This window comes from Klebsiella sp. G-Nf4 (assembly GCF_002810615.1).
Classification (GTDB): Bacteria; Pseudomonadota; Gammaproteobacteria; order Enterobacterales; family Enterobacteriaceae; genus Klebsiella; species Klebsiella variicola.
Genome location: NZ_PION01000006.1, coordinates 278,142 through 303,920, shown reverse-complemented (window position 1 = coordinate 303,920; position 25,779 = coordinate 278,142). Strand labels below are relative to the sequence as shown.

Here is a 25,779-nt window from a genome sequence, read left to right as displayed (position 1 = left end):
GAAAACTTATTTGTCAGGTGGCGCTTCGCTTACCTAACCTACGGTCCGAGCCGCAGTGGTAGGGCGGGTAAGCGCAAGCGCTACCCGCCGTTTTCTTACTTAGTGATACGACTCTGTGCATCCTTCAGTGCAGCATCGACAGTCTGGCGACCGCTGGCGGCGTTGATAACCGCGGTACGAACGGCATACCAGAAGGCAGACATCTGCGGGATGTTAGGCATGATTTCGCCATTCTGGGCGTTCGCCATGGTGGCGGCGATGCGCGGATCTTTTTCCAGTTTCTCCTGGAAGGATTTCAGCGCGACAGCACCCAGCGGTTTGTCGTTGTTAACCGATTCCAGACCCTGATCGGTCATCAGGTAGTTTTCGAGGAACTCTTTCGCCAGCTCTTTGTTCGGGCTGGCGGCGTTGATACCCGCGCTCAGTACGCCAACGAACGGTTTCGATGGTTTGCCTTTAAAGGTCGGCAGCAGGGTGACGCCGTAGTTAACCTTGCTCTTATCAATGTTAGACCACGCCCACGGACCGTTGATGGTCATGGCGGTTTCGCCTTTGTTGAAGGCGGCTTCCGCGATGGAGTAATCCGTGTCGGCATTCATGTGCTTGTTCTTGATCAGGTCAACCAGGAAGGTGAGACCCGCTTTCGCGCCTGCGCTGTCTACGCCGACGTTTTTCACGTCATATTTGCCGTTTTCAAACTTGAAGGCGTACCCGCCGTCGGCAGCGATCAGCGGCCAGGTGAAGTACGGTTCCTGCAGGTTGAACATCAGCGCGCTCTTACCTTTCGCTTTCAGTGCTTTATCCAGCGCCGGGATCTCTTCCCAGGTTTTCGGCGGGTTCGGTACCAGGTCCTTGTTATAAATCAGGGACAGGGCTTCAACCGCCACCGGATAGGCGATCAGTTTGCCGTTAAAGCGCACGGCATCCCAGGTGAATGGGTAGAGTTTGTCCTGGAACGCTTTGTCCGGGGTGATTTCAGCCAGCAGGCCGGACTGTGCGTAGCCGCCGAAACGGTCATGCGCCCAGAAGATGATGTCCGGGCCGTCGCCAGTCGCCGCAACCTGCGGGAACTTCTCTTCCAGCTTGTCCGGATGTTCTACGGAAACTTTAATGCCGGTGTCTTTTTCAAACTTTTTACCCACTTCAGCGAGGCCGTTATAGCCTTTGTCGCCATTAATCCAGATAACCAGCTTACCTTCTTCAATTTTCGCGAGGGCAGAGGCGGAAAACATCATCGTGGTCAGTGCTGACAGCGCGAGGATGCGAGCGCCAGTTTTGATTTTCATATACCCGTCCTATTTGGTGATGTACTCGTGGATACACTTCGGTGGCTTAACGATGATGAGTTTCCTTTTTTAACAACCCCTTTCCATCCTCCCCTGGTCTACGCCCCACCCGCTGGTTGTGTGATCTCCATTGCAAAAACGGCCGTATTGCGTCCTGGAGCACAGAAAAAAGTGCCCAATTTTGTCGTCCCCATCACGAAATCACGCTTCGTCCGCCATCCCCCGCGGCGAGAGGCAATCTCTCATCCTCCCATCTCCTCCCCCATAAAAAAGCCGGGGGGTGGAGGATTTGCCAGCTTAAGGAATGCCGCATAGTCGACCCATCTTGAATGTGTCTTTAAGTGACAGGTTGTAACGAAGGGAGAAGGGCATGGCGAGCGTACAGCTACGAAATGTAACGAAAGCCTGGGGCGACGTGGTGGTATCTAAAGATATCAATCTCGAGATCCAGGATGGGGAGTTCGTCGTGTTTGTTGGACCGTCGGGCTGCGGCAAATCCACTCTGCTGCGTATGATTGCCGGACTGGAAACAGTCACCAGCGGCGATCTGTTCATTGGCGATACCCGGATGAACGACGTGCCGCCCGCTGAGCGCGGCATCGGCATGGTATTCCAGTCATATGCGCTTTATCCCCATCTTTCCGTTGCCGAAAATATGTCTTTCGGCCTGAAGCTGGCCGGCGCGAAAAAAGAGGTCATTAACCAGCGAGTGACTCAGGTGGCTGAGGTCTTACAGCTGGCGCATCTCCTGGAGCGTAAACCGAAAGCGCTTTCCGGTGGTCAGCGCCAGCGTGTAGCGATCGGCCGTACGCTGGTGGCAGAGCCAAGCGTCTTCCTGCTGGATGAACCGCTCTCTAACCTGGATGCCGCCCTGCGTGTCCAGATGCGTATCGAGATCTCCCGTCTGCATAAGCGGCTGGCCCGCACCATGATTTATGTTACCCACGATCAGGTGGAAGCGATGACCCTCGCGGACAAGATTGTGGTTCTGGACGCCGGCCGTGTGGCACAGGTCGGGAAACCGCTGGAGCTCTATCACTATCCGGCTGACCGCTTCGTTGCCGGCTTTATCGGTTCACCGAAGATGAACTTCCTGCCGGTGAAAGTCACCGCGACGGCTATCGATCAGGTGCAAGTAGAACTGCCGAACCGCCAGCAAATCTGGCTGCCGGTAGACAGCGCCAACGTTCAGGTTGGCGCCAACATGTCATTAGGTATCCGCCCCGAGCATTTACTGCCCAGCGATATCGCCGATGTGACCCTCGAAGGTGAGGTTCAGGTCGTCGAACAGCTCGGTCACGAGACGCAAATTCATATCCAGATCCCCGCCATCCGTCAGAACCTGGTTTACCGCCAGAATGACGTGGTGTTGGTAGAAGAGGGAGCCACATTCGCCATCGGTTTGCCGCCAGAACGTTGCCACTTATTCCGTGAGGATGGCACCGCTTGTCGTCGGCTGCATAAAGAGCCGGGCGTGTAAGGCTTCCCATTAAAAAAAAGCGCGAACCCGGCTGGCGGTACACCGGCGAAGCGTTCAAAGAAAAGCAATGATCTCAGGAGATAGAATGATGATTACTCTGCGCAAACTTCCTCTGGCGGTCGCCGTCGCAGCAGGCGTTATGTCTGCTCAGGCGCTGGCTGTCGATTTCCATGGTTACGCGCGTTCCGGCATTGGCTGGACCGGCAGCGGCGGCCAGCAAGAGTGTTTCAAAGCGACAGGCGCACAAAGTAAGTACCGTCTTGGTAACGAATGTGAAACCTATGCGGAACTGAAGCTGGGCCAGGAACTGTGGAAAGAAGGGGATAAGAGTTTTTATTTCGATACTAACGTTGCCTATTCCGTGAATCAGGAAGATGACTGGGAAAGCACCTCTCCGGCGTTCCGTGAAGCCAACATCCAGGGTAAAAACCTGATCGACTGGCTGCCGGGCTCCACGCTGTGGGCAGGTAAACGCTTCTATCAGCGTCATGACGTTCACATGATCGACTTCTACTACTGGGATATCTCCGGCCCGGGTGCAGGTCTGGAAAACGTTGACCTTGGCTTCGGCAAGCTCTCTCTGGCCGCTACCCGCAACTCAGAAAGCGGCGGCTCTTACACTTTCTCCAGCGATGACACCAAAAAATACGCAGCGAAAACCGCAAACGACGTCTTTGACGTCCGTCTGGCGGGCCTGGAAACTAACCCGGGCGGCGTGCTGGAGTTAGGTGTCGATTACGGTCGTGCGAACCCGCAGGATGATTATCGTCTGGAAGACGGCGCGTCGAAAGACGGCTGGTTGTGGACTGGTGAACATACCCAGTCTATCTGGGGCGGCTTCAACAAGTTCGTAGTTCAGTACGCGACTGACGCGATGACCTCCTGGAACAGCGGCCACTCTCAAGGGACCAGCATCGATAACAACGGCAGCATGATCCGCGTTCTGGATCACGGTGCGATGGACTTCAACGATGATTGGGGCCTGATGTACGTGGCGATGTACCAGGACGTGGACCTGGACAGCAAAAACGGTTCTACCTGGTACACCGTGGGTGTCCGTCCGATGTACAAATGGACGCCGATCATGAGCACCCAGCTGGAAATCGGTTACGACAACGTGAAATCCCAGCGTACCAGCGAAAACAACAACCAGTACAAAATTACTCTGGCTCAACAGTGGCAGGCAGGCAACAGCGTCTGGTCTCGTCCGGCTATCCGTATCTTCGCAACCTACGCGAAGTGGGATGAAAACTGGGGTTACAGCAACGCCTCTGGTCTGCAGACCAAAGACAGCAGCGGAAGCGGCATGTACACCTCCAGCCGCGGTGACGACAGCGAAGTTACCTTCGGTGCCCAGATGGAAGTGTGGTGGTAATACCGCCTGTAAGACGGTTGTAACCTGGGAGGGGCATCGGCCCCTCCTGACTATTCAAGGTTAGCGCGCTATTGCCTGGCTACCGCTAAACCGATGCTATCCAAGGTGAGAAGAATGAAAATGAAGAAAACTCTCGTCGCTCTGTGTTTATCCGCAGGGATGTTGGCATGCGTGCCGGGGATGAGCCTTGCCGATGTTAACTTTGTACCGCAGAACACCAGCGCCGCGCCGTCTATTCCAGCCAGCGCGCTGCAACAGCTGATCTGGACGCCTGCCGATCAATCAAAGACGCAGAGCGTTGATTTAACCACCGGCGGTCAACGCCTGGATGTCCCGGGGATCGTCGGACCGGTCGCCGCCTGGAGCGTACCGGCCAATATCGGCGAGCTGACCCTGACGCTCGACAGCGAACTGAACAAACATAAGCAGATTTTTGCGCCGAACGTGCTGATTCTGGATCAGAATATGACGCCAGCGGCGTTCTTCCCCAGCAACTACTTTACCTATCAGCAGCCGGGCGTGATGACCGCCGATCGCCTGGGCGGCGTGATGCGCCTGACTCCGGCGTTGGGCCAGCAGAAGCTCTATGTGCTGGTATTTACCACTGAAAAAGATCTTCAGCAGACCACGACCCTGCTGGATCCGGCGAAAGCCTATGCCAAAGGCGCCGGAAATGCGGCCCCGGATATCCCGGATCCGATCGCTAAACATACCACCGATGGCGTGCTGAAGCTGAAAGTGAAAACCAATAGCACCTCCAGCGTGCTGGTGGGCCCGCTGTTCGGCTCTTCCGGCCCGGGACCGGTGACCGTCGGCAATACGGCCGCGCCGGTAGCCGCGCCAGCCGCCGCAGCCGCTGCGGCGCCGGCAGCCAAAAGCGAACCGATGCTCAGCGATACCGAAACCTACTTCAACAACGGTATTAAGCAGGCGGTGAAACAAGGTGACATCGACAAAGCCCTGAAATTGATGAACGAAGCTGAGCGCCTCGGCTCGAAATCCGCTCGTTCCACCTTTATCAGCAGTGTAAAAGGCAAGGGGTAATCGTCTCCCCACAATGCTGATGTTTAGGCACAGCCTTTAGGTGCATCCTCCGGGATGCACCTTTTTTTGCACGCGCGGCAGCCTGTTGCATGGCTGTTGCGTGAATGATCGTATATTGACGTTTGCCCGCCACCAACCGCCTATTCTGCGATACAATGCTCTCACGTTATGTACCGGAGAATCAGGCATGTCCCATCCTGCGCTTACGCGACTGCGTGCGCTGCGCTATTTTGCCGTTATGCCATCCCTGGCGCCGCCCCTGAGTGACTGGCTGCTGCTGGAGGACTCAATGACCCAGCGCTTTGAGCAACAAGGAAAGCAGGTCACCGTGACCCTGATTAACGAAGGGTATATTGAGCGTGAGGCGCTGACTGACGAAGCGGCGCTGCTACCTGACGAGCCGCGCTACTGGCTGCGGGAGATTATACTCAACGCCGATGGCGAGCCCTGGCTGGCTGGGCGCACGGTGGTGCCGGAGTCGACGCTGTGTGGTCCGGAGCTGGCGCTACAGCAGCTCGGGCAGATCCCGCTGGGCCGATACCTGTTCACGTCGTCGACATTAACCCGCGATTTTATTGAAATTGGTCGCGATGCAGCGCTGTGGGGGCGTCGTTCCCGTCTGCGGCTGAGCGGCAAACCCTTGCTGCTGACCGAGCTGTTTTTGCCTGCGTCGCCGTTGTACTAAGAGGAAGAAAAAATGGAGTGGAGTCTGTCGCAGAATAAGCTGTTGGCGTTTCATCGCCTGATGCGCACTGACAAACCGATCGGCGCCTTGCTGCTGCTGTGGCCGACGTTGTGGGCGCTGTGGGTAGCCTCGCCGGGCGTACCACCGCTGTGGATCCTGGCGGTATTCGTCGCCGGCGTCTGGCTGATGCGCGCCGCCGGCTGCGTGGTGAATGACTATGCCGATCGAAAATTTGATGGTCACGTTAAGCGTACCGCCCGTCGTCCGCTACCGAGCGGCGATGTCACCGAGAAAGAGGCGCGAACGCTGTTTATCGTTCTGGTGCTGCTCTCCTTCCTGCTGGTGCTCACCCTCAACACCATGACCATTCTGCTGTCGGTCGCGGCGCTGGCCCTGGCATGGGTCTATCCGTTTATGAAGCGCTACACTCATCTGCCGCAGGTGGTGCTGGGGGCGGCCTTTGGCTGGTCAATCCCGATGGCCTTCTCGGCCGTCAGTGAATCGCTGCCGCTGAGCTGCTGGCTGATGTTCCTCGCCAACATTCTGTGGGCCGTAGCCTACGATACGCAGTATGCGATGGTGGATCGTGATGACGACGTTAAGATCGGCATCAAGTCGACGGCGATCCTGTTCGGCGAAAACGATCGTCTGATTATCGGTATTCTGCAGGTGGCCGTACTGGTGCTGATGGGCGCGGTGGGCTGGCTGAATGGGCTGGGCTGGGAATACTACTGGTCGTTATTTGTCGCGGCGGGTCTGTTTGGCTGGCAGCAGAAGCTTATCTTCAATCGCGACCGCGATAACTGCTTCAAAGCGTTTATGAACAATAACTACGTCGGGCTGGTGCTGTTCCTGGGCCTGGCGATGAGCTACCTGTAACCCCTGTCCGCTTCCCCCCGGCATACCGGGGGGAAGTGAGGGCAGAAAACACCGCGTTACGCGTCGTCCTGCGTGACGCTTTCAATCGTCAGCCGCACATCCGACGTAATCAATTCCGCCAGCATCCGATAAACCTTCAGCGTCTCTTCCGGCTCGGCATCGCCGGTATCGCTAATGTAGCCTTCGTCGCGCAGGGTCAGCACCAGGGTACTGAACACCGCTTTGTCGAAGAACTCCGGCGCGTTAATGCCATGCAGCACCGACAGACGCTGGGCCACGGTACGACTCTCTTTTTCCAGCGAACTGCGGTTGATCGACGGGTTGGCGCTCAGCAGCCAGAAGGTAATGGCATAGCGCTGCAGCGTCTCGCGCGCGCCAGCGGCCAGCAGTTGCAGGGAGCGAGAGTGCGACGGATTGAGGCTCATCACATCGCCATCAACGACGATCAGCTCCTGACGCAGCATCTCGGCAATCAACGCATCCACCACCCCGGCCAGCTCTGCTTTCTCCCAGCGCAGGAACAGCTCGGCCTTGAGGAACGGATACAGCGTTTCGACATGGCGCAGCACTTCGGTGCGGCTGAGTTGACGATGCTGAGTCACCAGGGCGGCTAACAGCGACGGAATCACCAGCATATGGGCGATGTTGTTGCGATAGTAGGTCATCAGCACCGCCTGCTCGCGCGGCAGGATGATGATATCGCCGATGGTGTCCTTCTCCACTTCGAACTTGTTCATCTGCAGCGCGTGGTCGATAAGCTCGCTGGCCGAAGCGGAAGGGGCGGTCGCATCTGGCGAATAGGGCACATTGCGCAGCAGTGCGAGGTAGCACTCCAGCTGTTGGGTCAGCTGCTCACGGGTGAGCGAACGCTGGCGCGAGGCCAGCAGCGCCGTGCAGCACAGGTTCATGGCGTTGGCCGCGCCGGCGTTGTTGATGCGCACCATCAGGTCTGCGGCGATGTTATTCACCGTTGGCGTCAGCCAGGAAGGGCGGATGGCTTCGATTGGGTCGATGGCTTCCCGCCACTCCGGCACATGGTGGTTGAGGTAGGTCATCAGCGGCAACGGTTCGCCGAAGTTGACATAGCCCTGGCCAAGGTTGCGCAGCTTACTCAAGCCGCGCACCATCTGCGGCAGGCTCTCTTTCTCTTTGGTGGCGCCGCGCAGCTCTTTGGCGTAGGTTCCTACTTCCATCACGTGCTCATAGCCGATGTAGATAGGCACCAGAGTGATAGGCCGGGTACCGCCACGCAGCATCGCCTGGATGGTCATCGACAGCGTACCGGTCTTCGGATCGAGCAGACGGCCGGTACGGGAGCGGCCGCCTTCGACGAAATACTCGACGGAATAGCCGCGGCTGAACAGTTCGCCAAGATATTCGCGGAACACCGTGGAATAGAGCTTGTTGCCCTTAAAGGTGCGGCGAATAAAGAACGCGCCCAGGCGGCGGAAGATTGGCCCGGCTGGCCAGAAGTTGAGGTTGATGCCCGCCGCGATATGCGGTGGCACCAGGCCCTGATGATACAGAACGTAGGAGAGCAGCAGATAGTCCATGTGGCTGCGGTGGCAGGGGACATAGACAATCTCATGGCCGTCGTGAGCCAGCTGACGAACGCGCTCGGCGTTATGCACGTTGATCCCCTGGTACAGGCGGTTCCAGGTGAAGCCGAGAATGCGGTCGGTCAGGCGGATCATCTCGTACGAGAAGTTCGCGGCAATCTCTTCCATCAGCGCGATAGCGTTCTGCTGAGCCTTCTCGTGAGAAATTTTCTTGCTGCGCGCTTCGTCTTCCACCGCGCGGGCAATCGCTTTCGAGGCCAGCAGTTTATTAAACAGATCCTGACGGGCCGGCAGACGCGGGCCGACGGCGGCCAGGCGCTGGCGGGCAAAGTGCATCCGGGCGACGCGAGCCAGCTTCTGCGCGATGATCTTATCGGTGCCGTGTTCATCCGCCATGCGGCGCAGCGACACGGAAGGCGAAAAGCGCACAAAGCTGTCGCGGCCGAGCCAGGAGACGGCGAAAAATTTCTGGATACCGTTAAGCATCCGCAGCGGTGGATTGACTTCCCCTTTCTCACGGCCCGGCGAGCGGCCGAACATCACCGAGACCGGCACCATTTGCACATCGAGATCCGGATGGTTGCGGTGCAGATCGAGGTAGTCGTGGAACAGCTTGATGGACTCTTCTTTTGGCGTGTAATAGGTAAATACGCGCGGCCCACCGTGGATGAATACGTAACGCGGCAGCAGCGCGCCGTCGATCTCCAGCGGTTCAAGCGGATCGGGTAAATCATGCGCCAGGCATTGGGCGCGCAGCGTCAGCAGGTCCGCCTTGGAGTTATAGGGCAGGACGTACATGACCGGACGCGAGGTATCGAGTCCTAATTCCTGAGCAGGCTCTGCCGGAATAGACTTGCTTTTTACCAGCACCCGTAATGGTAAATTCAGTAATTTATAGTAAATTCGTTGCCAGCCGGACATAAACGATGTGAAGCCTCTGGTTAATCATGCAAATGCGCGGCAAGAATAACAGAAAGTGGGCAAAATTTCCGTTACCACGCGGCAAACGCGTACACTCATCGACGTCATTTACGTAAAAAGGTTTTGTGATGGCCAATAATACCACCGGGTTAACCCGAATCATTAAGGCGGCAGGTTACTCCTGGAAAGGATTTCGCGCGGCGTGGATCAACGAGGCCGCGTTTCGTCAGGAAGGCGTCGCCGCCATCGTGGCCGTCGCGATAGCCTGCTGGCTGGACGTCGACGCCATCACCCGCGTATTGCTGATCGGGTCGGTCCTGCTAGTGATGATAGTCGAAATTCTCAACAGCGCGATTGAGGCGGTCGTGGACCGTATAGGCTCGGATTATCATGAGCTTTCAGGGCGCGCCAAAGACATGGGGTCGGCAGCGGTCCTGCTGGCGATTATCATCGCGCTGATCACCTGGGGAACGCTGCTGTGGAGCCATTATCACTAACGTTCTTCGCTAAGCCTCGCAAAATATAAACAATCTACCGATTTTTGTGTGCCATGTGGTTCCAAAATCACCGTTAGCTGTATATACTCACAGCATAACTGTATATACACCCAGGGGGCGGAATGAAAGCGTTAACGACCAGGCAGCAAGAGGTGTTTGATCTCATTCGGGATCATATCAGCCAGACGGGCATGCCGCCGACGCGTGCGGAAATTGCTCAGCGCTTGGGGTTCCGTTCCCCAAACGCGGCGGAAGAACACCTGAAAGCGCTGGCGCGTAAAGGCGCGATCGAGATCGTCTCCGGCGCATCTCGCGGTATCCGCCTGCTGACGGAAGAAGAACACGGCCTGCCGCTGATCGGCCGCGTCGCCGCTGGCGAGCCGCTGCTGGCGCAGCAGCACATTGAGGGCCACTATCAGGTCGACCCGTCGATGTTTAAACCCAACGCGGATTTCCTGCTGCGCGTCAGCGGCATGTCGATGAAAGACATCGGTATCCTTGATGGCGATCTGCTGGCGGTACACAAAACCCAGGACGTGCGTAACGGCCAGGTGGTCGTGGCGCGCATTGACGACGAAGTGACGGTGAAGCGCCTGAAAAAGCAGGGCAACGTCGTCGAGCTGTTGCCGGAAAACAGCGAGTTTTCCCCTATCGTTGTCGATCTGCGCCAGCAGAGTTTTACCATTGAGGGTCTGGCCGTTGGCGTGATCCGTAACGGAGAATGGCTGTAGCGCCTGCCCCTGCGCAGCGTCATCGGATGCATGACGCTGCGACGTTTTTCCTCAATCAGGTCCCCCATCATGCTGCTCAACGCTGCCGATAAAGCGCTGTGGCGCCTTGCTATCCCGATGATCTTCTCCAACATCACCGTCCCGCTGCTGGGGCTGGTAGATACGGCGGTGATCGGCCACCTTGACAGCCCGGTATACCTCGGCGGCGTCGCGGTCGGGGCGACGGCCACCAGTTTTCTTTTCATGTTGCTGCTGTTTTTGCGCATGAGCACCACCGGGCTCACCGCTCAGGCCTGGGGTGCCAAAGATCCGCTGCGTCTTGCGCGCGCGCTGGTGCAGCCGCTGGCCCTGGCGCTGGGCGCCGGGGTTCTCATCATCCTGTTTCGCCTGCCGCTGATTAATCTCGCTCTGCATATTGTCGGCGGCAGTGAGGCGGTGCTTGAGCAGGCACGGCGGTTCCTTGAAATTCGCTGGCTCAGCGCTCCCGCTTCGCTGGCCAACCTGGTGCTGCTCGGCTGGTTGCTGGGGGTTCAGTACGCCCGGGCGCCGGTGATTCTGCTGGTGGTCGGCAATCTGCTCAATATTGTGCTCGACCTGTGGCTGGTGATGGGCCTGCGGATGAACGTCCAGGGGGCGGCGCTGGCCACGGTTACCGCGGAGTACGCAACCTTGATTATCGGCCTGATGATGGCGAAGCGGGTGCTGACGCTGCGCGGCGTGTCGCTGAGCATGTTGAAAAACGCCTGGCGCGGGGATCTGCGCCGTCTGCTGGCGTTGAATCGGGACATCATGCTGCGTTCCCTGCTGCTGCAGCTGTGCTTTGGCGCGCTGACCGTGTACGGCGCGCGTCTGGGCAGCGACATTGTGGCGGTCAATGCGGTACTGATGACTATGCTGACCTTTACCGCCTACGCGCTGGATGGCTTTGCCTATGCCGTGGAGGCCCACTCCGGCCAGGCCTACGGCGCGCGCGACGGCAGCCAGCTTCTTGAAATCTGGCGGGCGGCCTGCCGCCAGTCTGGCATGGTGGCGCTGGCATTTGCCCTGATTTACAGCCTGGCGGGGGAGTACATCATCGCGTTGTTAACCTCGCTACCTTCCCTGCAGCAGCTGGCCGATCGCTATCTGATCTGGCAGACCATCCTGCCGGTGGTGGGCGTCTGGTGCTACCTGCTGGACGGCATGTTCATCGGCGCGACGCGCGGCGCGGAGATGCGTAACAGCATGGCGGTCGCCGCGGCGGGGTTTGCCGTGACGCTGCTTTCGGTCCCGGTGCTCGGCAACCACGGACTGTGGCTGGCGCTGGCGGTGTTCCTCGCCCTGCGCGGCCTGTCGCTGGCGCTGATCTGGCGTCGCCACTGGCGACACGGCACCTGGTTTAGCTAGTCATTGCCGTTCATCACGGCCATCCATGAATTCCCACGGTTGCGCACCGCTTACCGGGGCAGCTCAGTAGCCCGGCTCAGCGCAGCGCAAGCCGGGAAAATCGCCTCAGCCTTACCCATCGGTATGATGGTTAAAAATTCCGAATAACGAATCGGTGCCAGCATTCTCATCTATAGTTAATACCATGTCCGGTACAAAACGGGCTGTAAACCCACCGAATGATGAGGACGTTATCATGAATAAAGACGAAATCGGCGGTAACTGGAAACAGTTGAAAGGTAAAGCCAAGGAACAGTGGGGCAAACTTACCGATGATGATATGACCGTGATCGAAGGTAAGCGCGATCAGCTGGTCGGTAAAATTCAGGAACGGTACGGCTATGCGAAGGATCAGGCTGAGAAAGAAGTCTCAGACTGGGAGCATAAGAACGACTACCGCTGGTAGCGTTCCGTGGCTCAAAGAATAAAACATTTGTGTTAGTGCCTGTCTGAATGGCGTAAGGACGCGCCGTTAACCCTGTTTCCCGCTGCGGCTGACGCTCAGCGGGCTTTCTTTTTCAGCTGAATCGTATGGTCGTGCTGGCAGTGTCCCGGTGTGCTGCAGGCTTCGACTTCAACGCAGTCTGCACAAAGGCCGTGGGCTTCAATCACGTTATGGCGCAGGGCAAAGCCCATTCTGGCCGCTAACGTATGCATGATATCTTCCACCCCTTCCGCCGCTTCTTCCTTCACCACGCCACAGCGGTCACAGATAAACATGGCTGAGCTATGGGTCGGCTGGTCAAAGAGATGGCACAGCACATAGCTGTTGGTTGACTCCACCTTGTGAACAAAACCCTGCTCGAGTAAAAACTCCAGCGCACGGTAAACCGTCGGTGGTTTAGCCTGCGGCTCTTTGTCACGCAGGAGATCCAGCAGGTCGTAGGCGCTGATCGCCCCTTGTTGCAGGCTCATCAGGCGCAACACCTCCAGACGCTGTGGGGTCAGGCGTACGCCGCGCTGCGCACATAGCTTTTCAGCATGCGCTAACATCTCTTGCGAAGGGGTCTTATCCATGAGCATCCTCGGGTTGCGTGAATTTGAATCTGTTACTTTATCACGTTCCTCAGAAAACACCGAGAGCCGGCGGGTGATACGGGTCATACTTCAGATTGTCGGCACCTGCGCCAGCTCCGGGTGCTGGCCGCTGACTTTCGTACAGACCACGCCTTAGTCGATCGCTAAAACCGTCCTGCCCGATTTAATCGCAACACGCCTGACCCAGGGTATGCTATATCTGAAGTGTCTCATTTTCGGGAGAAAACGATGAAACGACCTGATTGCATTCGCCACTGGCGCGAACTGGAAGGGCCCGACGATGCCACTTATCCCGACAGCCCGGAGCGTTTTTCGATTGGCGCGCCGCTGGGGCGCGGTTTACGGCTCAACCGGCTGGGGATCCATCACGAGCGACTGCCTCCGGGACGACGCACCTCGTACCCGCACGCCGAGAGCGATGAGGAAGAGTTCATCTATGTGCTGGAGGGCTATCCGGAGGTATGGATAAACGGCTATCTCTGGAAGCTGGAGCCGGGCGACAGCGTGGGTTTTCCCGCGGGTACCGGCATCTGCCACACTTTTCTCAATAACACCGAGCAGGAGGTTCGTCTGCTGGTGGTGGGTGAGTCCAACAAAAAATACAACCGCATCTATTACCCGCTTAATCCCGGCTATGCCGCGACGCGCCAGGATCGCTGGGTTGACCATCCGCCGCAGTTCTTTGGTCCACACGACGGCAAACCGCGGAAAAAGTAATCGACCTGGGGGAGGGTGACGCTCGCCGCACTATGCGCCAGTGGTTTATCTTTATGCTATAGTAGCGCCCCTTTTTACCCGGATGCTTATTTATTCGCCATGATGCCTGAATCAACGTCACCTGTTTTCCCTGCTCACCGCTTCTCCATCGCGCCGATGCTCGACTGGACTGACCGACACTGCCGCTATTTCCTGCGGCTGCTGTCGCGGCATACGCTGCTGTATACCGAAATGGTGACCACCGGGGCGATTATTCACGGCAAAGGTGACTATCTGGCCTATAGCGAAGAAGAGCACCCGGTTGCTCTGCAGCTTGGCGGCAGCGATCCGCAGGCCCTGGCGCAGTGCGCGAAGCTGGCTGAAGCGCGCGGCTACGATGAGATCAATCTCAACGTCGGTTGCCCCTCCGATCGCGTGCAGAACGGGATGTTTGGCGCCTGCCTGATGGGCAATGCGCCACTGGTGGCCGACTGTATCAAGGCGATGCGCGATGTGGTGTCGATTCCGGTCACGGTGAAAACCCGTATCGGGATTGACGATCAGGATAGCTATGAGTTTCTGTGCGATTTCATTGAGACGGTCTCCGGCAAGGGCGAGTGTGAGATGTTTATTATTCACGCCCGCAAAGCCTGGCTCTCCGGCCTGAGCCCAAAAGAGAACCGCGAGATCCCGCCGCTGGATTACCCCCGCGTCTGGCAGCTGAAGCGCGACTTCCCCCATCTGACGATGGCGATCAACGGCGGGATCAAATCGCTGGACGAAGCCAGACTGCAGCTTGAACATATGGATGGGGTAATGGTCGGGCGTGAGGCCTACCAGAACCCGGGCATTCTGGCCTCGGTCGACCGCGAAATTTTCGGCATCGCAGGCGCGGATGCCGATCCGGTGGCGGTGGTGCGAGCCATGTACCCGTATATTGAGCGCGAGCTCAGCAATGGCACCTATCTGGGCCATATCACCCGCCATATGCTGGGGCTATTTCAGGGGATCCCCGGCGCTCGCCAGTGGCGTCGCTATCTGAGCGAGAACGCGCATAAAGCCGGCGCCGATATTGCGGTGCTGGAGCATGCTCTGCAGCTGGTGGCCGATAAACGTTAATTTCTGACGAAAACTTGGTGAAATTGACCACGCCTCGCGCACTGACGCGGGGCGTTTTCTTTTAAAGTCAAATGCTTATGTTTGGCATGCTTTTTGTAATACCTGCAGAGTGAAGTATTCATTCGTTGGGGAGAGAACCATGCTGGAACTGCTATTTGTCATTGGATTTTTTGTCATGCTGTTGGTGACCGGCGTATCGCTGCTGGGGATTATCGCGGCTATCGTGGTCGCTACCGCGCTGATGTTCGTCGGCGGGTTGTTTGCCTTGATGATCAAATTACTGCCGTGGTTGCTGCTGGCCGTGGTGGTGGTGTGGATTATTCGGGCGCTGAAATCCCCGAACGGAAACGCTTTTCGCGACAATAACCGTTGGCGTTACTAAGGTATTGAGGGGTCTGTCACAACCTGAACAATTTTGCAGACAACCGCGTAGGCATTACTGAGCAAATCTGTCACTATTAGCGCGTTAACGAATTCATCGCGCTGTACCCTACATACAGCCGAACTAAAAAAAAGTAAGGGCTTCCCAGGTGGAAGCCCTAAACTTTTGTCCCTTTGTCCGCTTACGGCAGCAGCAGACTCGACCCCTGAGTTACCCGGCTTTCCAGAACTTCATGCGCCCGACGGGCCTCGGTCAGCGGATAGGTCTGACCCTCAGGCACGTCCACTTTAATTACCCCACTGGCGATCAGCGAAAACAGTTCACTGCAGGCTTCCTCCAGCTCTTCCCGGTTGGTGATATAGCCCTGCAGAGATGGTCGGGTGACATACAGAGAACCTTTCTGATTCAGGATCCCCAGATTGACGCCGGTCACCGGGCCGGAGGAGTTGCCAAAGCTGACCATCAGACCGCGTCGCTGCAGGCAGTCCAGAGAGGCTTCCCAGGTATCTTTCCCCACCGAGTCGTAGACCACGGCCACTTTCTTACCGTCGGTAAGCGCCTTGAGTCGCTCCACGATTTGCTCTTCGCGATAGTTAATCACCTGCCAGGCACCAGCCTCTTTGGCACGCTGCGCTTTCTGCGCGCTGCCGACGGTGCCGATAAGTTTCGCGCCCAGCGCTTTCGCCCACTGACAGGCAATCAGCCCCACGCCGCCGGCGGCCGCGTGAAACAGGAACACTTCATTAGGCTTAATTTCATAGGTTTTGCGCAGCAGATACCAGACCGTCAATCCTTTCAGGAACGATGCCGCGGCCTGTTCGAAAGAGATGGCGTCCGGCAGAACCGCGGCTTTGTCGGCCAGCACATTGTGTACCGTGCTGTAGGCGCCGAGCGCCGACTGGGCGTACACCACCCGATCGCCTACCTTAATGTGCGTCACCCCGTGGCCGACTTTACTGACGATGCCGGCTGCCTCGGTGCCCAGACCGCTCGGCAGCGACGGCGGCGGATAGAGGCCGCTACGAACATAGGTGTCGATATAGTTGATACCGATGGCTTTATTTTCGACCTGAATTTCATGCTCTGCGGGATCGCGGGGCGTGAACTCAACCGCCTGAAGCACCTCCGGCCCGCCGTGTTTTGAAAATTCGATGCGTGTTGCCATGTTCGCTCCTGTGTTGTTCTGAGATTATCCAGTAAGCTTAACAGCCTGCGGCGGCGGTGACGGATTTTCTTATCCGCCTCAGGCCTGCCACGCTTAATGGGTTCTTTAGCGGCAATGGCTTTCTCGCTATACTGTCACGCTCTTTTCCGTATCGGTGAAATGTTAGGCTATGGCAGGAAATAAACCCTTCAACAAACCACAGACAGAAACCCGCGAACGCGATCCGCAGCTCGCCGGGCTGAAAGTCCCGCCGCACTCGATTGAAGCGGAGCAGTCGGTGTTGGGCGGTTTAATGCTGGATAACGAGCGCTGGGACGACGTCGCCGAACGCGTGGTGTCGGAAGATTTCTATACTCGTCCGCATCGTCATATCTTTACCGAGATGGCGCGTCTGCAGGAGTCAGGTAGCCCGATTGACCTGATCACCCTTGCGGAGTCGCTGGAGCGTCAGGGGCAGCTGGACAGCGTCGGCGGCTTCGCCTACCTGGCTGAACTGTCTAAAAACACGCCCAGCGCGGCGAACATCAGCGCCTATGCTGACATCGTGCGCGAACGCGCGGTGGTGCGCGAGATGATTTCGGTGGCCAACGAGATCGCCGAAGCCGGCTTCGACCCGCAGGGGCGAACCAGCGAAGATTTGCTCGATCTCGCCGAGTCCCGGGTTTTCAAAATCGCCGAAAGCCGGGCCAATAAAGACGAAGGGCCGAAAAACATCGCCGATGTGCTCGATGCCACCGTCGCCCGTATCGAACAGCTGTTCCAGCAGCCGCATGACGGCGTCACCGGGGTGAATACCGGCTACGACGACCTCAACAAAAAGACCGCTGGCCTGCAGCCGTCGGATCTGATTATCGTCGCCGCCCGTCCGTCGATGGGTAAAACGACCTTCGCGATGAACCTCGTGGAAAACGCGGCAATGCTGCAGGATAAGCCGGTATTAATCTTCAGTCTCGAGATGCCCTCGGAACAGATCATGATGCGTTCTCTGGCCTCGCTGTCGCGCGTCGATCAGACCCGCATTCGTACCGGTCAACTGGACGACGAAGACTGGGCGCGGATCTCCGGCACCATGGGCATCCTGCTGGAAAAACGTAACATCTACATCGATGACTCCTCCGGCCTGACGCCGACGGAAGTGCGTTCCCGCGCCCGGCGTATCGCCCGCGAGCACGGCGGCATCGGGCTTATCATGATCGACTACCTGCAGCTGATGCGCGTGCCGTCGCTCTCCGACAACCGTACGCTTGAGATCGCCGAAATCTCCCGCTCGCTGAAGGCGCTGGCGAAAGAGCTGCAGGTGCCGGTGGTGGCGCTGTCGCAGCTGAACCGCTCGCTGGAACAGCGCGCCGATAAACGCCCGGTCAACTCCGACCTGCGTGAGTCCGGCTCTATCGAACAGGATGCCGACTTAATCATGTTCATTTACCGTGATGAGGTTTATCACGAGAACAGCGATCTTAAAGGCATCGCGGAAATTATCATTGGTAAACAACGTAACGGCCCGATCGGCACCGTGCGACTGACCTTTAACGGCCAGTGGTCGCGTTTCGATAATTATGCCGGCCCTCAGTATGACGATGAGTAAACCTCTGTTTGTCTTTTTTTAAGGAATTCAAATGCAAGCGGCAACTGTAGTTATCAACCGCCGCGCTCTGCGACACAACCTGCAACGTCTGCGTGACCTGGCGCCTGCCAGCAAACTGGTTGCGGTGGTGAAAGCGAACGCCTACGGACACGGTCTTCTCGAGACCGCGCGAACGCTGACCGACGCCGACGCCTTTGGCGTCGCCCGCCTGGAAGAGGCGCTGCGCCTGCGAGCAGGAGGCATCGCCCAGCCGATCCTCCTGCTGGAAGGCTTTTTTGCTGCGGAAGACCTGGCGGTGATCGCCGCCCAGCGCCTGCATACGGCGGTGCATAGCCCCGAACAGCTGGCGGCGCTGGAGCAAGCCGATCTCCCCGAGCCGGTAACCGTGTGGATGAAGCTGGATACCGGCATGCATCGCTTAGGGGTGCGCCCGGAGGAAGCCGAGGCGTTTTATCAGCGTCTGAGCCAGTGTAAAAACGTCCGCCAGCCGGTGAACGTGGTGAGCCATTTCGCCCGCGCCGATGAGCCGACCTGCGGCGCCACCGAACGCCAGCTGGATATCTTCACCACCTTTACCGAAGGCAAGCCGGGGCTGCGCTCTATCGCCGCCTCGGGCGGCATTCTGCTGTGGCCGCAATCGCATTACGACTGGGTGCGTCCCGGGATTATCCTGTATGGCGTGTCGCCGCTGGACGATCGCTCCACCGGGAAAGATTTTGGCTGCCAGCCAGTGATGACCCTGACGTCCAGCCTGATTGCGGTGCGCGAGCATAAAGCAGGGGAGCCCGTCGGCTACGGCGGCACCTGGGTCAGCGAACGCGATACCCGTCTCGGCGTGGTGGCGATGGGCTATGGCGACGGTTATCCGCGCGCCGCGCCGTCGGGCACGCCGGTGCTGGTCAATGGCCGCGAAGTGCCGATTGTCGGCCGGGTGGCGATGGATATGATCTGCGTTGACCTCGGACCGCAGGCCCAGGATAAAGCCGGCGACGCGGTAGTGCTGTGGGGAGAGGGGCTCCCGGTAGAGCGCATCGCAGAGATTACGAAAGTGAGTGCTTACGAACTTATTACGCGACTGACCTCCCGCGTCGCCATGAAATACCTCGACTAAGCACCAGCCGTACCGGATAACCCTGATGATTATCCGGTACGCCATCGGCATAGCCGCGAGCGAAAAAGCGGTTTATGCCACCTCGCGGTCATTTTCCCCTCAACATCCTCTCGACCTGCCGTCATATCCGGTTTATTGTGTAAGAACCTGCCCTATGTAAACCTGGAGATACATCGCGTGTTTCAAAAAGTTGACGCCTACGCCGGCGACCCTATTCTTTCTCTGATGGAACGCTTCAAAGAAGATCCGCGAAGCGACAAAGTCAACCTGAGTATCGGGCTGTACTACAACGATGACGGTATCATTCCGCAACTGCAGGCGGTGGCGGAAGCGGAAGCGCGCCTGAACGCCGAGCCGCATGGCGCCTCGCTGTATCTGCCGATGGAAGGGTTGAGCGGCTACCGTCAGGCGATTGCGCCGCTGCTGTTTGGCGCAGAGCATACCGCGCTTAAGCAAAATCGCATTGCCTCCATTCAGACGGTCGGCGGTTCGGGCGCGCTGAAGGTCGGGGCCGACTTCCTCAAACGCTACTTTCCTGAGTCTCATGTCTGGGTCAGCGATCCGACCTGGGAAAACCACATCGCCATTTTTGAAGGGGCTGGCTTCGAAGTAAGTACTTACCCCTGGTTTGATAAAGCCACCAACGGCGTGCGCTTTGAAGACCTGCTGGCCACGCTGCAAACGCTGCCGGCGCGCGATATTGTGCTGCTGCACCCTTGCTGCCACAACCCGACCGGCGCCGACCTGACGCCAGCCCAGTGGGACCGCGTGGTTGAGGTGTTACAAGCTCGTCAGCTGATCCCCTTCCTCGACATCGCCTACCAGGGCTTTGGCGGGGGGCTGGAAGAGGATGCTTACGCCATTCGCGCCATCGCCAGCGCCGGGATGCCGATGCTGGTCAGCAACTCGTTCTCCAAGATTTTCTCCCTGTACGGGGAGCGCGTCGGCGGCCTGTCAGTGGTCTGTGAAGACAGCGAAACCGCAGGCCGCGTGCTGGGCCAGCTGAAGGCCACCGTGCGCCGCAACTACTCCAGCCCGCCAAGCTTTGGCGCGCAGGTGGTGGCGACGGTGCTGAACGATGCAGCTCTGAAAGCCTCCTGGCAGGCGGAAGTGGACGCCATGCGCGCGCATATCCTGACCATGCGTCAGGCGCTGGTCGACGCGCTGCAGCAGGTTGCCCCGGGCAGCAAGGTGGATTACCTGCTTAAGCAGCGCGGGATGTTCAGCTACACCGGCTTCAGCGCGGCGCAGGTTGATCGTCTGCGCGACGAGTTTGGCGTCTACCTGATTGCCAGCGGTCGTATGTGCGTGGCAGGGTTAAACTCACGTAATGTTCAGCAGGTGGCGAAAGCCTTTGCTGCGGTGATGTAAGCCGCTCCCCAGTGGGTTGCCGCTGCCGGTCAACGGGCAGCGGCAACCTCCTCTCTGATTGTGATCATCCTCTTTTTCTATGACATCTACGCGAAAAAGGCTTTTCATCCACGCGATCGGCGGGTAAGGTCGGGGCGTTGCTAAGCATGCACATTATTAAAAATAATAATGATTGATAGATTTAGGGATAAATATGCGCAAACTTACTCTCGCCTTTGCGGCGGCTTCTCTTTTGTTCACGCTGAACAGCGCCGTTGTGGCGCGCGCCTCTACGCCACAGCCGCTGTGGGTGGGCACCAATGTGGCCCAGCTGGCCGAGCAGGCGCCGATCCACTGGGTTTCGGTGGCGCAAATCGAGAACAGCCTGCTGGGGCGGCCGCCGATGGCCGTCGGCTTTGATATCGATGACACCGTCCTCTTCTCCAGTCCGGGCTTCTGGCGCGGGCAAAAAACCTTCTCTCCCGGCAGTGAGGATTACCTGAAAAACCCGCAGTTCTGGGAAAAAATGAACAACGGCTGGGATGAATTCAGTATGCCGAAAGAGGTGGCGCGCCAGCTGATCGCGATGCATGTGAAGCGTGGGGACAGCATCTGGTTCGTCACCGGCCGCAGCCAGACCAAAACAGAAACCGTTTCTAAAACCCTGCAGGATGATTTTCTTATTCCGGCCGCCAATATGAATCCGGTGATTTTCGCCGGTGATAAGCCTGGCCAGAACACCAAGACCCAGTGGCTGCAGGCGAAGCAGATAAAGGTTTTCTACGGCGATTCGGATAACGACATCACCGCTGCCCGTGAGGCCGGCGCCCGTGGGATCCGCGTGCTGCGGGCCGCCAACTCCTCCTATAAGCCGCTGCCGATGGCCGGGGCGCTGGGCGAAGAAGTGATCGTCAATTCCGAATACTGACGATCGCCTGAACGCGATAAACGGCAGCGGTAGCGCTGCCGTTTTTTTATGCAAAATCAGGGGTGGAAGGTTTTACCTTTTCACGTATTGCTGCACACTTAGAAGGATTCATTCGCAAAAGGAGTCGATGATGTGGTATCAGCAAACCCTGACGCTTGGGCCAAAATCCCGCGGTTTTCATCTGGTCACCGATGAGGTCCTCGGCCAGATCCGCGGGCTGTCCGGGGTGAAGGTTGGCCTGCTGCACCTCCTGCTCCAGCATACTTCCGCTTCCCTGACGCTCAACGAAAACTGCGATCCCACCGTCCGCTATGACATGGAGCAGTATTTTCTCAACGCCGTGCCGGACAATGCGCCGTACGAACATGATTATGAAGGTCCTGACGATATGCCTTCGCACATCAAATCATCGATGCTTGGCGTGTCGCTGATGCTGCCGGTCGAGGACGGGCGCGTCAGGCTGGGAACCTGGCAGGGCATCTGGCTGGGGGAGCATCGGATACACGGCGGTTCGCGGCACATCGTTGCGACGCTCATGGGGGAATAAAAGATGACAATTTCGGAGTTATTGCAGTACTGCATGGCGAAACCGGGAGCGGAGCAGAGCGTCCATAGCGACTGGAAAGCCACGCAGATCAAGGTCTCGGACGTGCTGTTTGCCATGGTGAAGGAAGTAGAGGACCAGCGGCCAGCGGTCGCGCTGAAAGCGAGCCCGGAACTGGCGGAGCTGCTGCGAGAGCAGCATCGCGATGTCCGGCCCAGCAAGCATCTCAATAAAGCGCACTGGAGCACCGTCTTTCTGGATGGTTCGCTGCCGGATTCGCAAATCTACTACCTGGTCGATGCATCTTACCAGCAGGCGGTGAAAATGCTGCCGGAGCCAGTCCGGCAGCAGCTATCCCGCTAATTATTTCAGCATCGGTTTCAGGAAGCGCGCGGTGTGCGAGGCTTCGCACTCGGCGACGGTCTCAGGCGTACCGGAGACCAGTATTTCGCCGCCGCCGCTGCCGCCTTCCGGACCCAGATCGACAATCCAGTCGGCAGTTTTAATCACATCGAGGTTATGCTCAATCACCACGATGGTATTGCCCTGATCGCGCAGCTGATGCAGCACTTCCAGCAACTGCTGAATATCGGCGAAGTGCAGACCCGTGGTCGGCTCATCGAGAATATACAGCGTCTGGCCGGTACCGCGTTTGGAGAGTTCGCGCGCCAGCTTCACGCGCTGCGCCTCGCCGCCGGACAGCGTTGTCGCCGACTGGCCGAGACGGATATAGGTCAGGCCGACGTCCATCAGGGTTTGCAACTTACGCGCCAGCGCCGGTACGGCATCAAAGAATTCACGCGCCTCTTCAATGGTCATATCCAGCACTTCGTGGATGGTCTTACCCTTGTACTTAATCTCCAGCGTTTCACGGTTATAGCGTTTGCCTTTGCACTGGTCGCACGGTACGTAGATATCCGGCAGGAAGTGCATTTCGACCTTGATCACCCCGTCGCCCTGGCAGGCTTCACAACGACCGCCGCGGACGTTAAAACTAAAGCGCCCCGGCGTATAGCCACGTGAACGTGATTCCGGCACCCCGGCGAACAGCTCGCGCACCGGCGTAAACACCCCGGTATAGGTCGCCGGGTTGGAGCGCGGCGTGCGGCCGATTGGGCTCTGGTCGATATCAATCACTTTATCGAAGTGCTCCAGCCCCTGGATATCGCGATACGGCGCCGGTTCGGCGATGGTCGCGCCGTTAAGCTGGCGCTGAGCAATCGGGAACAGGGTGTCGTTAATCAGCGTCGATTTACCCGAGCCGGAAACGCCAGTAATGCAGGTAAACAGACCGACCGGCAGGGTCAGCGTTACATCCTTCAGATTGTTGCCGCGCGCGCCGGTCAGCTTCAGCACTTTTTCCGGATTGGCGGGCACGCGCTGTTTCGGCACTTCGATTTTGCGCTTACCACTCATGAACTGCCCGGTGAGGGATTCTGGTACCGCCATAATGGCGTCCAGTGGCCCTTCGGCCACCACCTGGCCGCCGTGAACCCCGGCGCCAGGACCGATATCGATCACATGGTCGGCGGCGCGAATCGCGTCTTCGTCATGCTCAACGACGATCACCGTGTTGCCTAAATTACGCAGATGGATCAGGGTACCCAGCAGGCGTTCGTTATCGCGCTGGTGCAGGCCGATGGAGGGCTCATCCAGCACGTACATCACGCCAACCAGCCCGGCGCCAATCTGGCTCGCCAGACGGATACGCTGGGCTTCACCGCCGGAGAGGGTTTCTGCCGAGCGGGAAAGCGTGAGGTAGTTCAGGCCGACGTTGACGAGGAACTTCAGGCGATCGCCGATCTCTTTCAGCACTTTTTCAGCGATTTGCGCCCGCTGGCCGGAGAGCTTCAGGTTGTTGAAGAAGTCCATCGCGTGGCCGATGCTCATATCGGAAATGGTCGGCAGCGGCGTGTTCTCTACAAACACATGGCGCGCTTCGCGGCGCAGACGCGTACCGTCGCAGCTGGCGCATGGACGGTTGCTGATGAATTTCGCGAGTTCTTCACGTACGGCGCTGGATTCGGTCTCTTTATAGCGACGCTCCATGTTGTGCAGCACGCCTTCGAACGGATGGCGGCGCACTGAAGTATCGCCGCGATCGTTCATATATTTGAATTCAATGTTCTCTTTGCCGGAACCGTACAGCACGACTTTCTGCACATTAGCACTGAGGGTGCCCCATGGCGCTTCGACATCAAACTTATAGTGCTCCGCCAGCGACTTCAGCATCTGGAAGTAGTAGAAGTTGCGGCGATCCCAGCCGCGGATAGCACCGCCCGCCAGCGATAGCTCCGGATTCTGCACCACGCGGTCGGGATCGAAATATTGCTGAACGCCGAGACCGTCGCAGGTCGGGCAGGCGCCCGCCGGGTTGTTGAAGGAGAACAGGCGCGGCTCCAGCTCGCGCATGCTATAGCCGCAGATCGGGCAGGCGAAGTTAGCGGAAAACAGCAGTTCTTCCGCTTTTTCATCATCCATATTGGCCACAATGGCGGTACCGCCGGAGAGCTCCAGCGCGGTTTCGAACGACTCGGCCAGGCGCTGCGCCAGATCGTCGCGCACCTTAAAGCGGTCGATGACCACCTCGATGGTGTGCTTCTTCTGCAGCTCCAGCTTCGGCGGATCCGAGAGATCGCAGACTTCGCCGTCGATCCGTGCGCGGATGTAGCCCTGGCTGGCGAGGTTTTCCAGGGTTTTGGTGTGCTCGCCTTTGCGCTCTTTAATAATGGGCGCCAGCAGCATCAGGCGCAGGCCTTCCGGCTGGGCGAGGACGTTATCGACCATCTGGCTGACGGTTTGCGCCGCCAGCGGCACATCATGATCCGGACAGCGCGGTTCACCGACGCGGGCGTACAGCAGGCGCAGGTAGTCGTGAATTTCGGTAATGGTACCCACCGTCGAGCGGGGGTTGTGAGAGGTTGATTTCTGTTCGATGGAAATCGCCGGCGACAGCCCTTCGATATGGTCGACGTCCGGCTTCTCCATCAGCGACAGGAACTGTCGCGCATAGGCGGAGAGCGATTCGACGTAGCGACGCTGGCCTTCGGCATACAGGGTGTCGAAAGCGAGTGAAGATTTGCCAGACCCGGAAAGCCCGGTGACGACAATGAGTTTGTCGCGCGGGATAACGAGGTTGATGTTTTTGAGATTATGGGTGCGGGCGCCCCGAACTTCGATCTTATCCATTCACCTTTCCCGGTAGGTAGATACACGGATTGCCTGGTTTGCTTGAAGGACAAACGGCAGAAACGGCTAATTATGACACAATTTAACCTGAATGAATATACAGTATCGGAATGCAAATTCAGGGGGAGTGTGCAACAATGTCTTGTACGAGTGCTATCTCTGGAATCAGCCTCGCAGCTATCAAAATGCTACGTGGAAATGGTACACTCGCGCGTTTACACTATTAAGAAACGTATTCAGGAGACACGAACATGGCCAGCAGAGGCGTAAACAAGGTGATTCTCGTCGGTAATCTGGGGCAGGACCCGGAAGTACGCTACATGCCAAGTGGCGGCGCTGTCGCCAACTTCACGCTGGCAACTTCCGAATCCTGGCGTGACAAGCAGACCGGCGAAATGAAAGAGCAGACCGAGTGGCACCGCGTTGTGCTGTTCGGCAAACTGGCCGAAGTCGCTGGCGAGTATCTGCGCAAAGGTTCGCAGGTGTATATCGAAGGCCAGCTGCGTACCCGCAAGTGGACCGATCAATCCGGTCAGGAGAAATACACCACCGAAGTCGTGGTTAACGTTGGCGGCACCATGCAGATGCTGGGCGGCCGTCAGGGCGGCGGCGCACCGGCAGGCGGCGGCCAGCAGCAGGGTGGTTGGGGTCAGCCTCAGCAGCCGCAGGGCGGCAACCAGTTCAGCGGCGGCGCACAGTCCCGTCCGCAGCAGCAGGCTCCGGCAGCGCCTTCTTCTAACGAACCGCCGATGGACTTCGACGACGACATCCCGTTCTAAGGCTTGCCTTA

At 58.1% G+C, this 25,779-nt stretch carries 24 protein-coding genes; 19 read left to right on the top strand and 5 right to left on the bottom strand.

From position 1 onward, the window contains the following. Positions 1-95: 95 nt before the first annotated feature. Positions 96-1,286 carry a maltose/maltodextrin ABC transporter substrate-binding protein MalE gene (gene malE / locus CWM57_RS14915; protein ID WP_061156128.1) on the bottom strand — a complete coding sequence of 397 codons (1,191 nt, stop codon included), beginning with the start codon at positions 1,284-1,286 and terminating at the stop codon, positions 96-98. Between the two features lie 370 nt (positions 1,287-1,656). On the opposite strand from malE, the gene malK reads away from it, so the two are divergent. The 5 genes from malK (at position 1,657) to ubiA (ending at position 6,749) form a co-directional block, all read left to right on the top strand. Continuing rightward, complete coding sequence (malK, locus tag CWM57_RS14905; RefSeq protein ID WP_061156127.1) at positions 1,657-2,766, top strand: maltose/maltodextrin ABC transporter ATP-binding protein MalK; 1,110 nt, start codon at positions 1,657-1,659, stop codon at positions 2,764-2,766. 85 nt (positions 2,767-2,851) lie between these two features. Next, positions 2,852-4,141: a maltoporin gene (locus CWM57_RS14900; RefSeq protein WP_074387359.1), complete on the top strand. Its 1,290-nt coding sequence runs from the start codon at positions 2,852-2,854 to the stop codon at positions 4,139-4,141. 114 nt (positions 4,142-4,255) lie between these two features. Beyond that, positions 4,256-5,185, top strand: coding sequence for a maltose operon protein MalM (gene malM, locus CWM57_RS14895; RefSeq protein ID WP_008807310.1), 930 nt, complete (start codon positions 4,256-4,258; stop codon positions 5,183-5,185). Between the two features lie 187 nt (positions 5,186-5,372). Further along, the gene (gene ubiC, locus CWM57_RS14890; protein WP_008807309.1) at positions 5,373-5,870 is read left to right on the top strand and encodes a chorismate lyase; all 498 of its coding nucleotides are present in this window, start codon (positions 5,373-5,375) and stop codon (positions 5,868-5,870) included. A 12-nt stretch (positions 5,871-5,882) separates the two neighbouring features. After that, on the top strand, positions 5,883-6,749 hold the full coding sequence (gene ubiA / locus CWM57_RS14885) for a 4-hydroxybenzoate octaprenyltransferase (protein ID WP_023287012.1): 867 nt from the start codon (positions 5,883-5,885) through the stop codon (positions 6,747-6,749). 56 nt (positions 6,750-6,805) lie between these two features. Here the strand turns inward: ubiA and plsB are convergent, their stop codons facing one another. Continuing rightward, a complete protein-coding gene (plsB, locus tag CWM57_RS14880; RefSeq protein ID WP_074387358.1) occupies positions 6,806-9,229 on the bottom strand; it encodes a glycerol-3-phosphate 1-O-acyltransferase PlsB in 2,424 nt (807 codons plus the stop codon). Positions 9,230-9,357: 128 nt separating this feature from the next. Here plsB and CWM57_RS14875 point away from each other — a divergent pair, with 128 nt between their 5' ends. The 4 genes from CWM57_RS14875 (at position 9,358) to CWM57_RS14860 (ending at position 12,288) form a co-directional block, all read left to right on the top strand. After that, positions 9,358-9,726, top strand: a complete 369-nt coding sequence (locus CWM57_RS14875) for a diacylglycerol kinase (RefSeq protein ID WP_004206290.1) — start codon at positions 9,358-9,360, stop codon at positions 9,724-9,726. 122 nt (positions 9,727-9,848) lie between these two features. Then, entirely contained in the window at positions 9,849-10,457 is a 609-nt protein-coding gene (gene lexA / locus CWM57_RS14870) for a transcriptional repressor LexA (protein ID WP_016160103.1), read from the top strand. Between the two features lie 69 nt (positions 10,458-10,526). Continuing rightward, positions 10,527-11,843 (top strand): MATE family efflux transporter DinF, encoded by a 1,317-nt coding sequence (gene dinF / locus CWM57_RS14865; protein ID WP_100631200.1) that lies wholly within the window; start codon positions 10,527-10,529, stop codon positions 11,841-11,843. Positions 11,844-12,078: 235 nt separating this feature from the next. Further along, complete coding sequence (locus CWM57_RS14860; RefSeq protein WP_004206293.1) at positions 12,079-12,288, top strand: CsbD family protein; 210 nt, start codon at positions 12,079-12,081, stop codon at positions 12,286-12,288. Between the two features lie 95 nt (positions 12,289-12,383). On the opposite strand, the gene zur is transcribed toward CWM57_RS14860, so the two are convergent. Beyond that, positions 12,384-12,899: a zinc uptake transcriptional repressor Zur gene (gene zur, locus CWM57_RS14855; RefSeq protein WP_061156124.1), complete on the bottom strand. Its 516-nt coding sequence runs from the start codon at positions 12,897-12,899 to the stop codon at positions 12,384-12,386. 249 nt (positions 12,900-13,148) lie between these two features. Between zur and CWM57_RS14850 the strand changes: the two genes are divergently transcribed. The 3 genes from CWM57_RS14850 (at position 13,149) to pspG (ending at position 15,117) form a co-directional block, all read left to right on the top strand. After that, positions 13,149-13,637 (top strand): cupin domain-containing protein, encoded by a 489-nt coding sequence (locus tag CWM57_RS14850; RefSeq protein WP_061156123.1) that lies wholly within the window; start codon positions 13,149-13,151, stop codon positions 13,635-13,637. A 99-nt stretch (positions 13,638-13,736) separates the two neighbouring features. After that, positions 13,737-14,735: a tRNA dihydrouridine(20/20a) synthase DusA gene (dusA, locus tag CWM57_RS14845; protein WP_074387356.1), complete on the top strand. Its 999-nt coding sequence runs from the start codon at positions 13,737-13,739 to the stop codon at positions 14,733-14,735. A 139-nt stretch (positions 14,736-14,874) separates the two neighbouring features. After that, entirely contained in the window at positions 14,875-15,117 is a 243-nt protein-coding gene (gene pspG, locus CWM57_RS14840; RefSeq protein WP_012543188.1) for an envelope stress response protein PspG, read from the top strand. Positions 15,118-15,298: 181 nt separating this feature from the next. Here the strand turns inward: pspG and CWM57_RS14835 are convergent, their stop codons facing one another. Beyond that, complete coding sequence (locus CWM57_RS14835; RefSeq protein ID WP_100676112.1) at positions 15,299-16,282, bottom strand: quinone oxidoreductase; 984 nt, start codon at positions 16,280-16,282, stop codon at positions 15,299-15,301. A 169-nt stretch (positions 16,283-16,451) separates the two neighbouring features. On the opposite strand from CWM57_RS14835, the gene dnaB reads away from it, so the two are divergent. The 6 genes from dnaB (at position 16,452) to CWM57_RS14805 (ending at position 22,163) form a co-directional block, all read left to right on the top strand. Beyond that, positions 16,452-17,867: a replicative DNA helicase gene (dnaB, locus tag CWM57_RS14830; RefSeq protein WP_008807299.1), complete on the top strand. Its 1,416-nt coding sequence runs from the start codon at positions 16,452-16,454 to the stop codon at positions 17,865-17,867. Between the two features lie 31 nt (positions 17,868-17,898). Further along, a complete protein-coding gene (alr, locus tag CWM57_RS14825; RefSeq protein ID WP_074387353.1) occupies positions 17,899-18,978 on the top strand; it encodes an alanine racemase in 1,080 nt (359 codons plus the stop codon). Between the two features lie 177 nt (positions 18,979-19,155). After that, the gene (gene tyrB, locus CWM57_RS14820) at positions 19,156-20,349 is read left to right on the top strand and encodes an aromatic amino acid transaminase (RefSeq protein ID WP_100676113.1); all 1,194 of its coding nucleotides are present in this window, start codon (positions 19,156-19,158) and stop codon (positions 20,347-20,349) included. Positions 20,350-20,542: 193 nt separating this feature from the next. Next, entirely contained in the window at positions 20,543-21,256 is a 714-nt protein-coding gene (gene aphA / locus CWM57_RS14815; RefSeq protein WP_008807296.1) for an acid phosphatase AphA, read from the top strand. A 130-nt stretch (positions 21,257-21,386) separates the two neighbouring features. Then, complete coding sequence (locus CWM57_RS14810) at positions 21,387-21,803, top strand: secondary thiamine-phosphate synthase enzyme YjbQ (RefSeq protein ID WP_008807295.1); 417 nt, start codon at positions 21,387-21,389, stop codon at positions 21,801-21,803. A gap of 3 nt (positions 21,804-21,806) precedes the next feature. Continuing rightward, positions 21,807-22,163, top strand: a complete 357-nt coding sequence (locus tag CWM57_RS14805) for an MmcQ/YjbR family DNA-binding protein (RefSeq protein WP_061156119.1) — start codon at positions 21,807-21,809, stop codon at positions 22,161-22,163. Here CWM57_RS14805 and uvrA read toward each other — a convergent pair whose 3' ends face one another. Next, a complete protein-coding gene (gene uvrA, locus CWM57_RS14800; RefSeq protein WP_023296895.1) occupies positions 22,164-24,989 on the bottom strand; it encodes an excinuclease ABC subunit UvrA in 2,826 nt (941 codons plus the stop codon). Between the two features lie 251 nt (positions 24,990-25,240). Between uvrA and ssb1 the strand changes: the two genes are divergently transcribed. Continuing rightward, complete coding sequence (gene ssb1 / locus CWM57_RS14790; RefSeq protein ID WP_008807292.1) at positions 25,241-25,768, top strand: single-stranded DNA-binding protein SSB1; 528 nt, start codon at positions 25,241-25,243, stop codon at positions 25,766-25,768. Positions 25,769-25,779 lie beyond the last annotated feature (11 nt).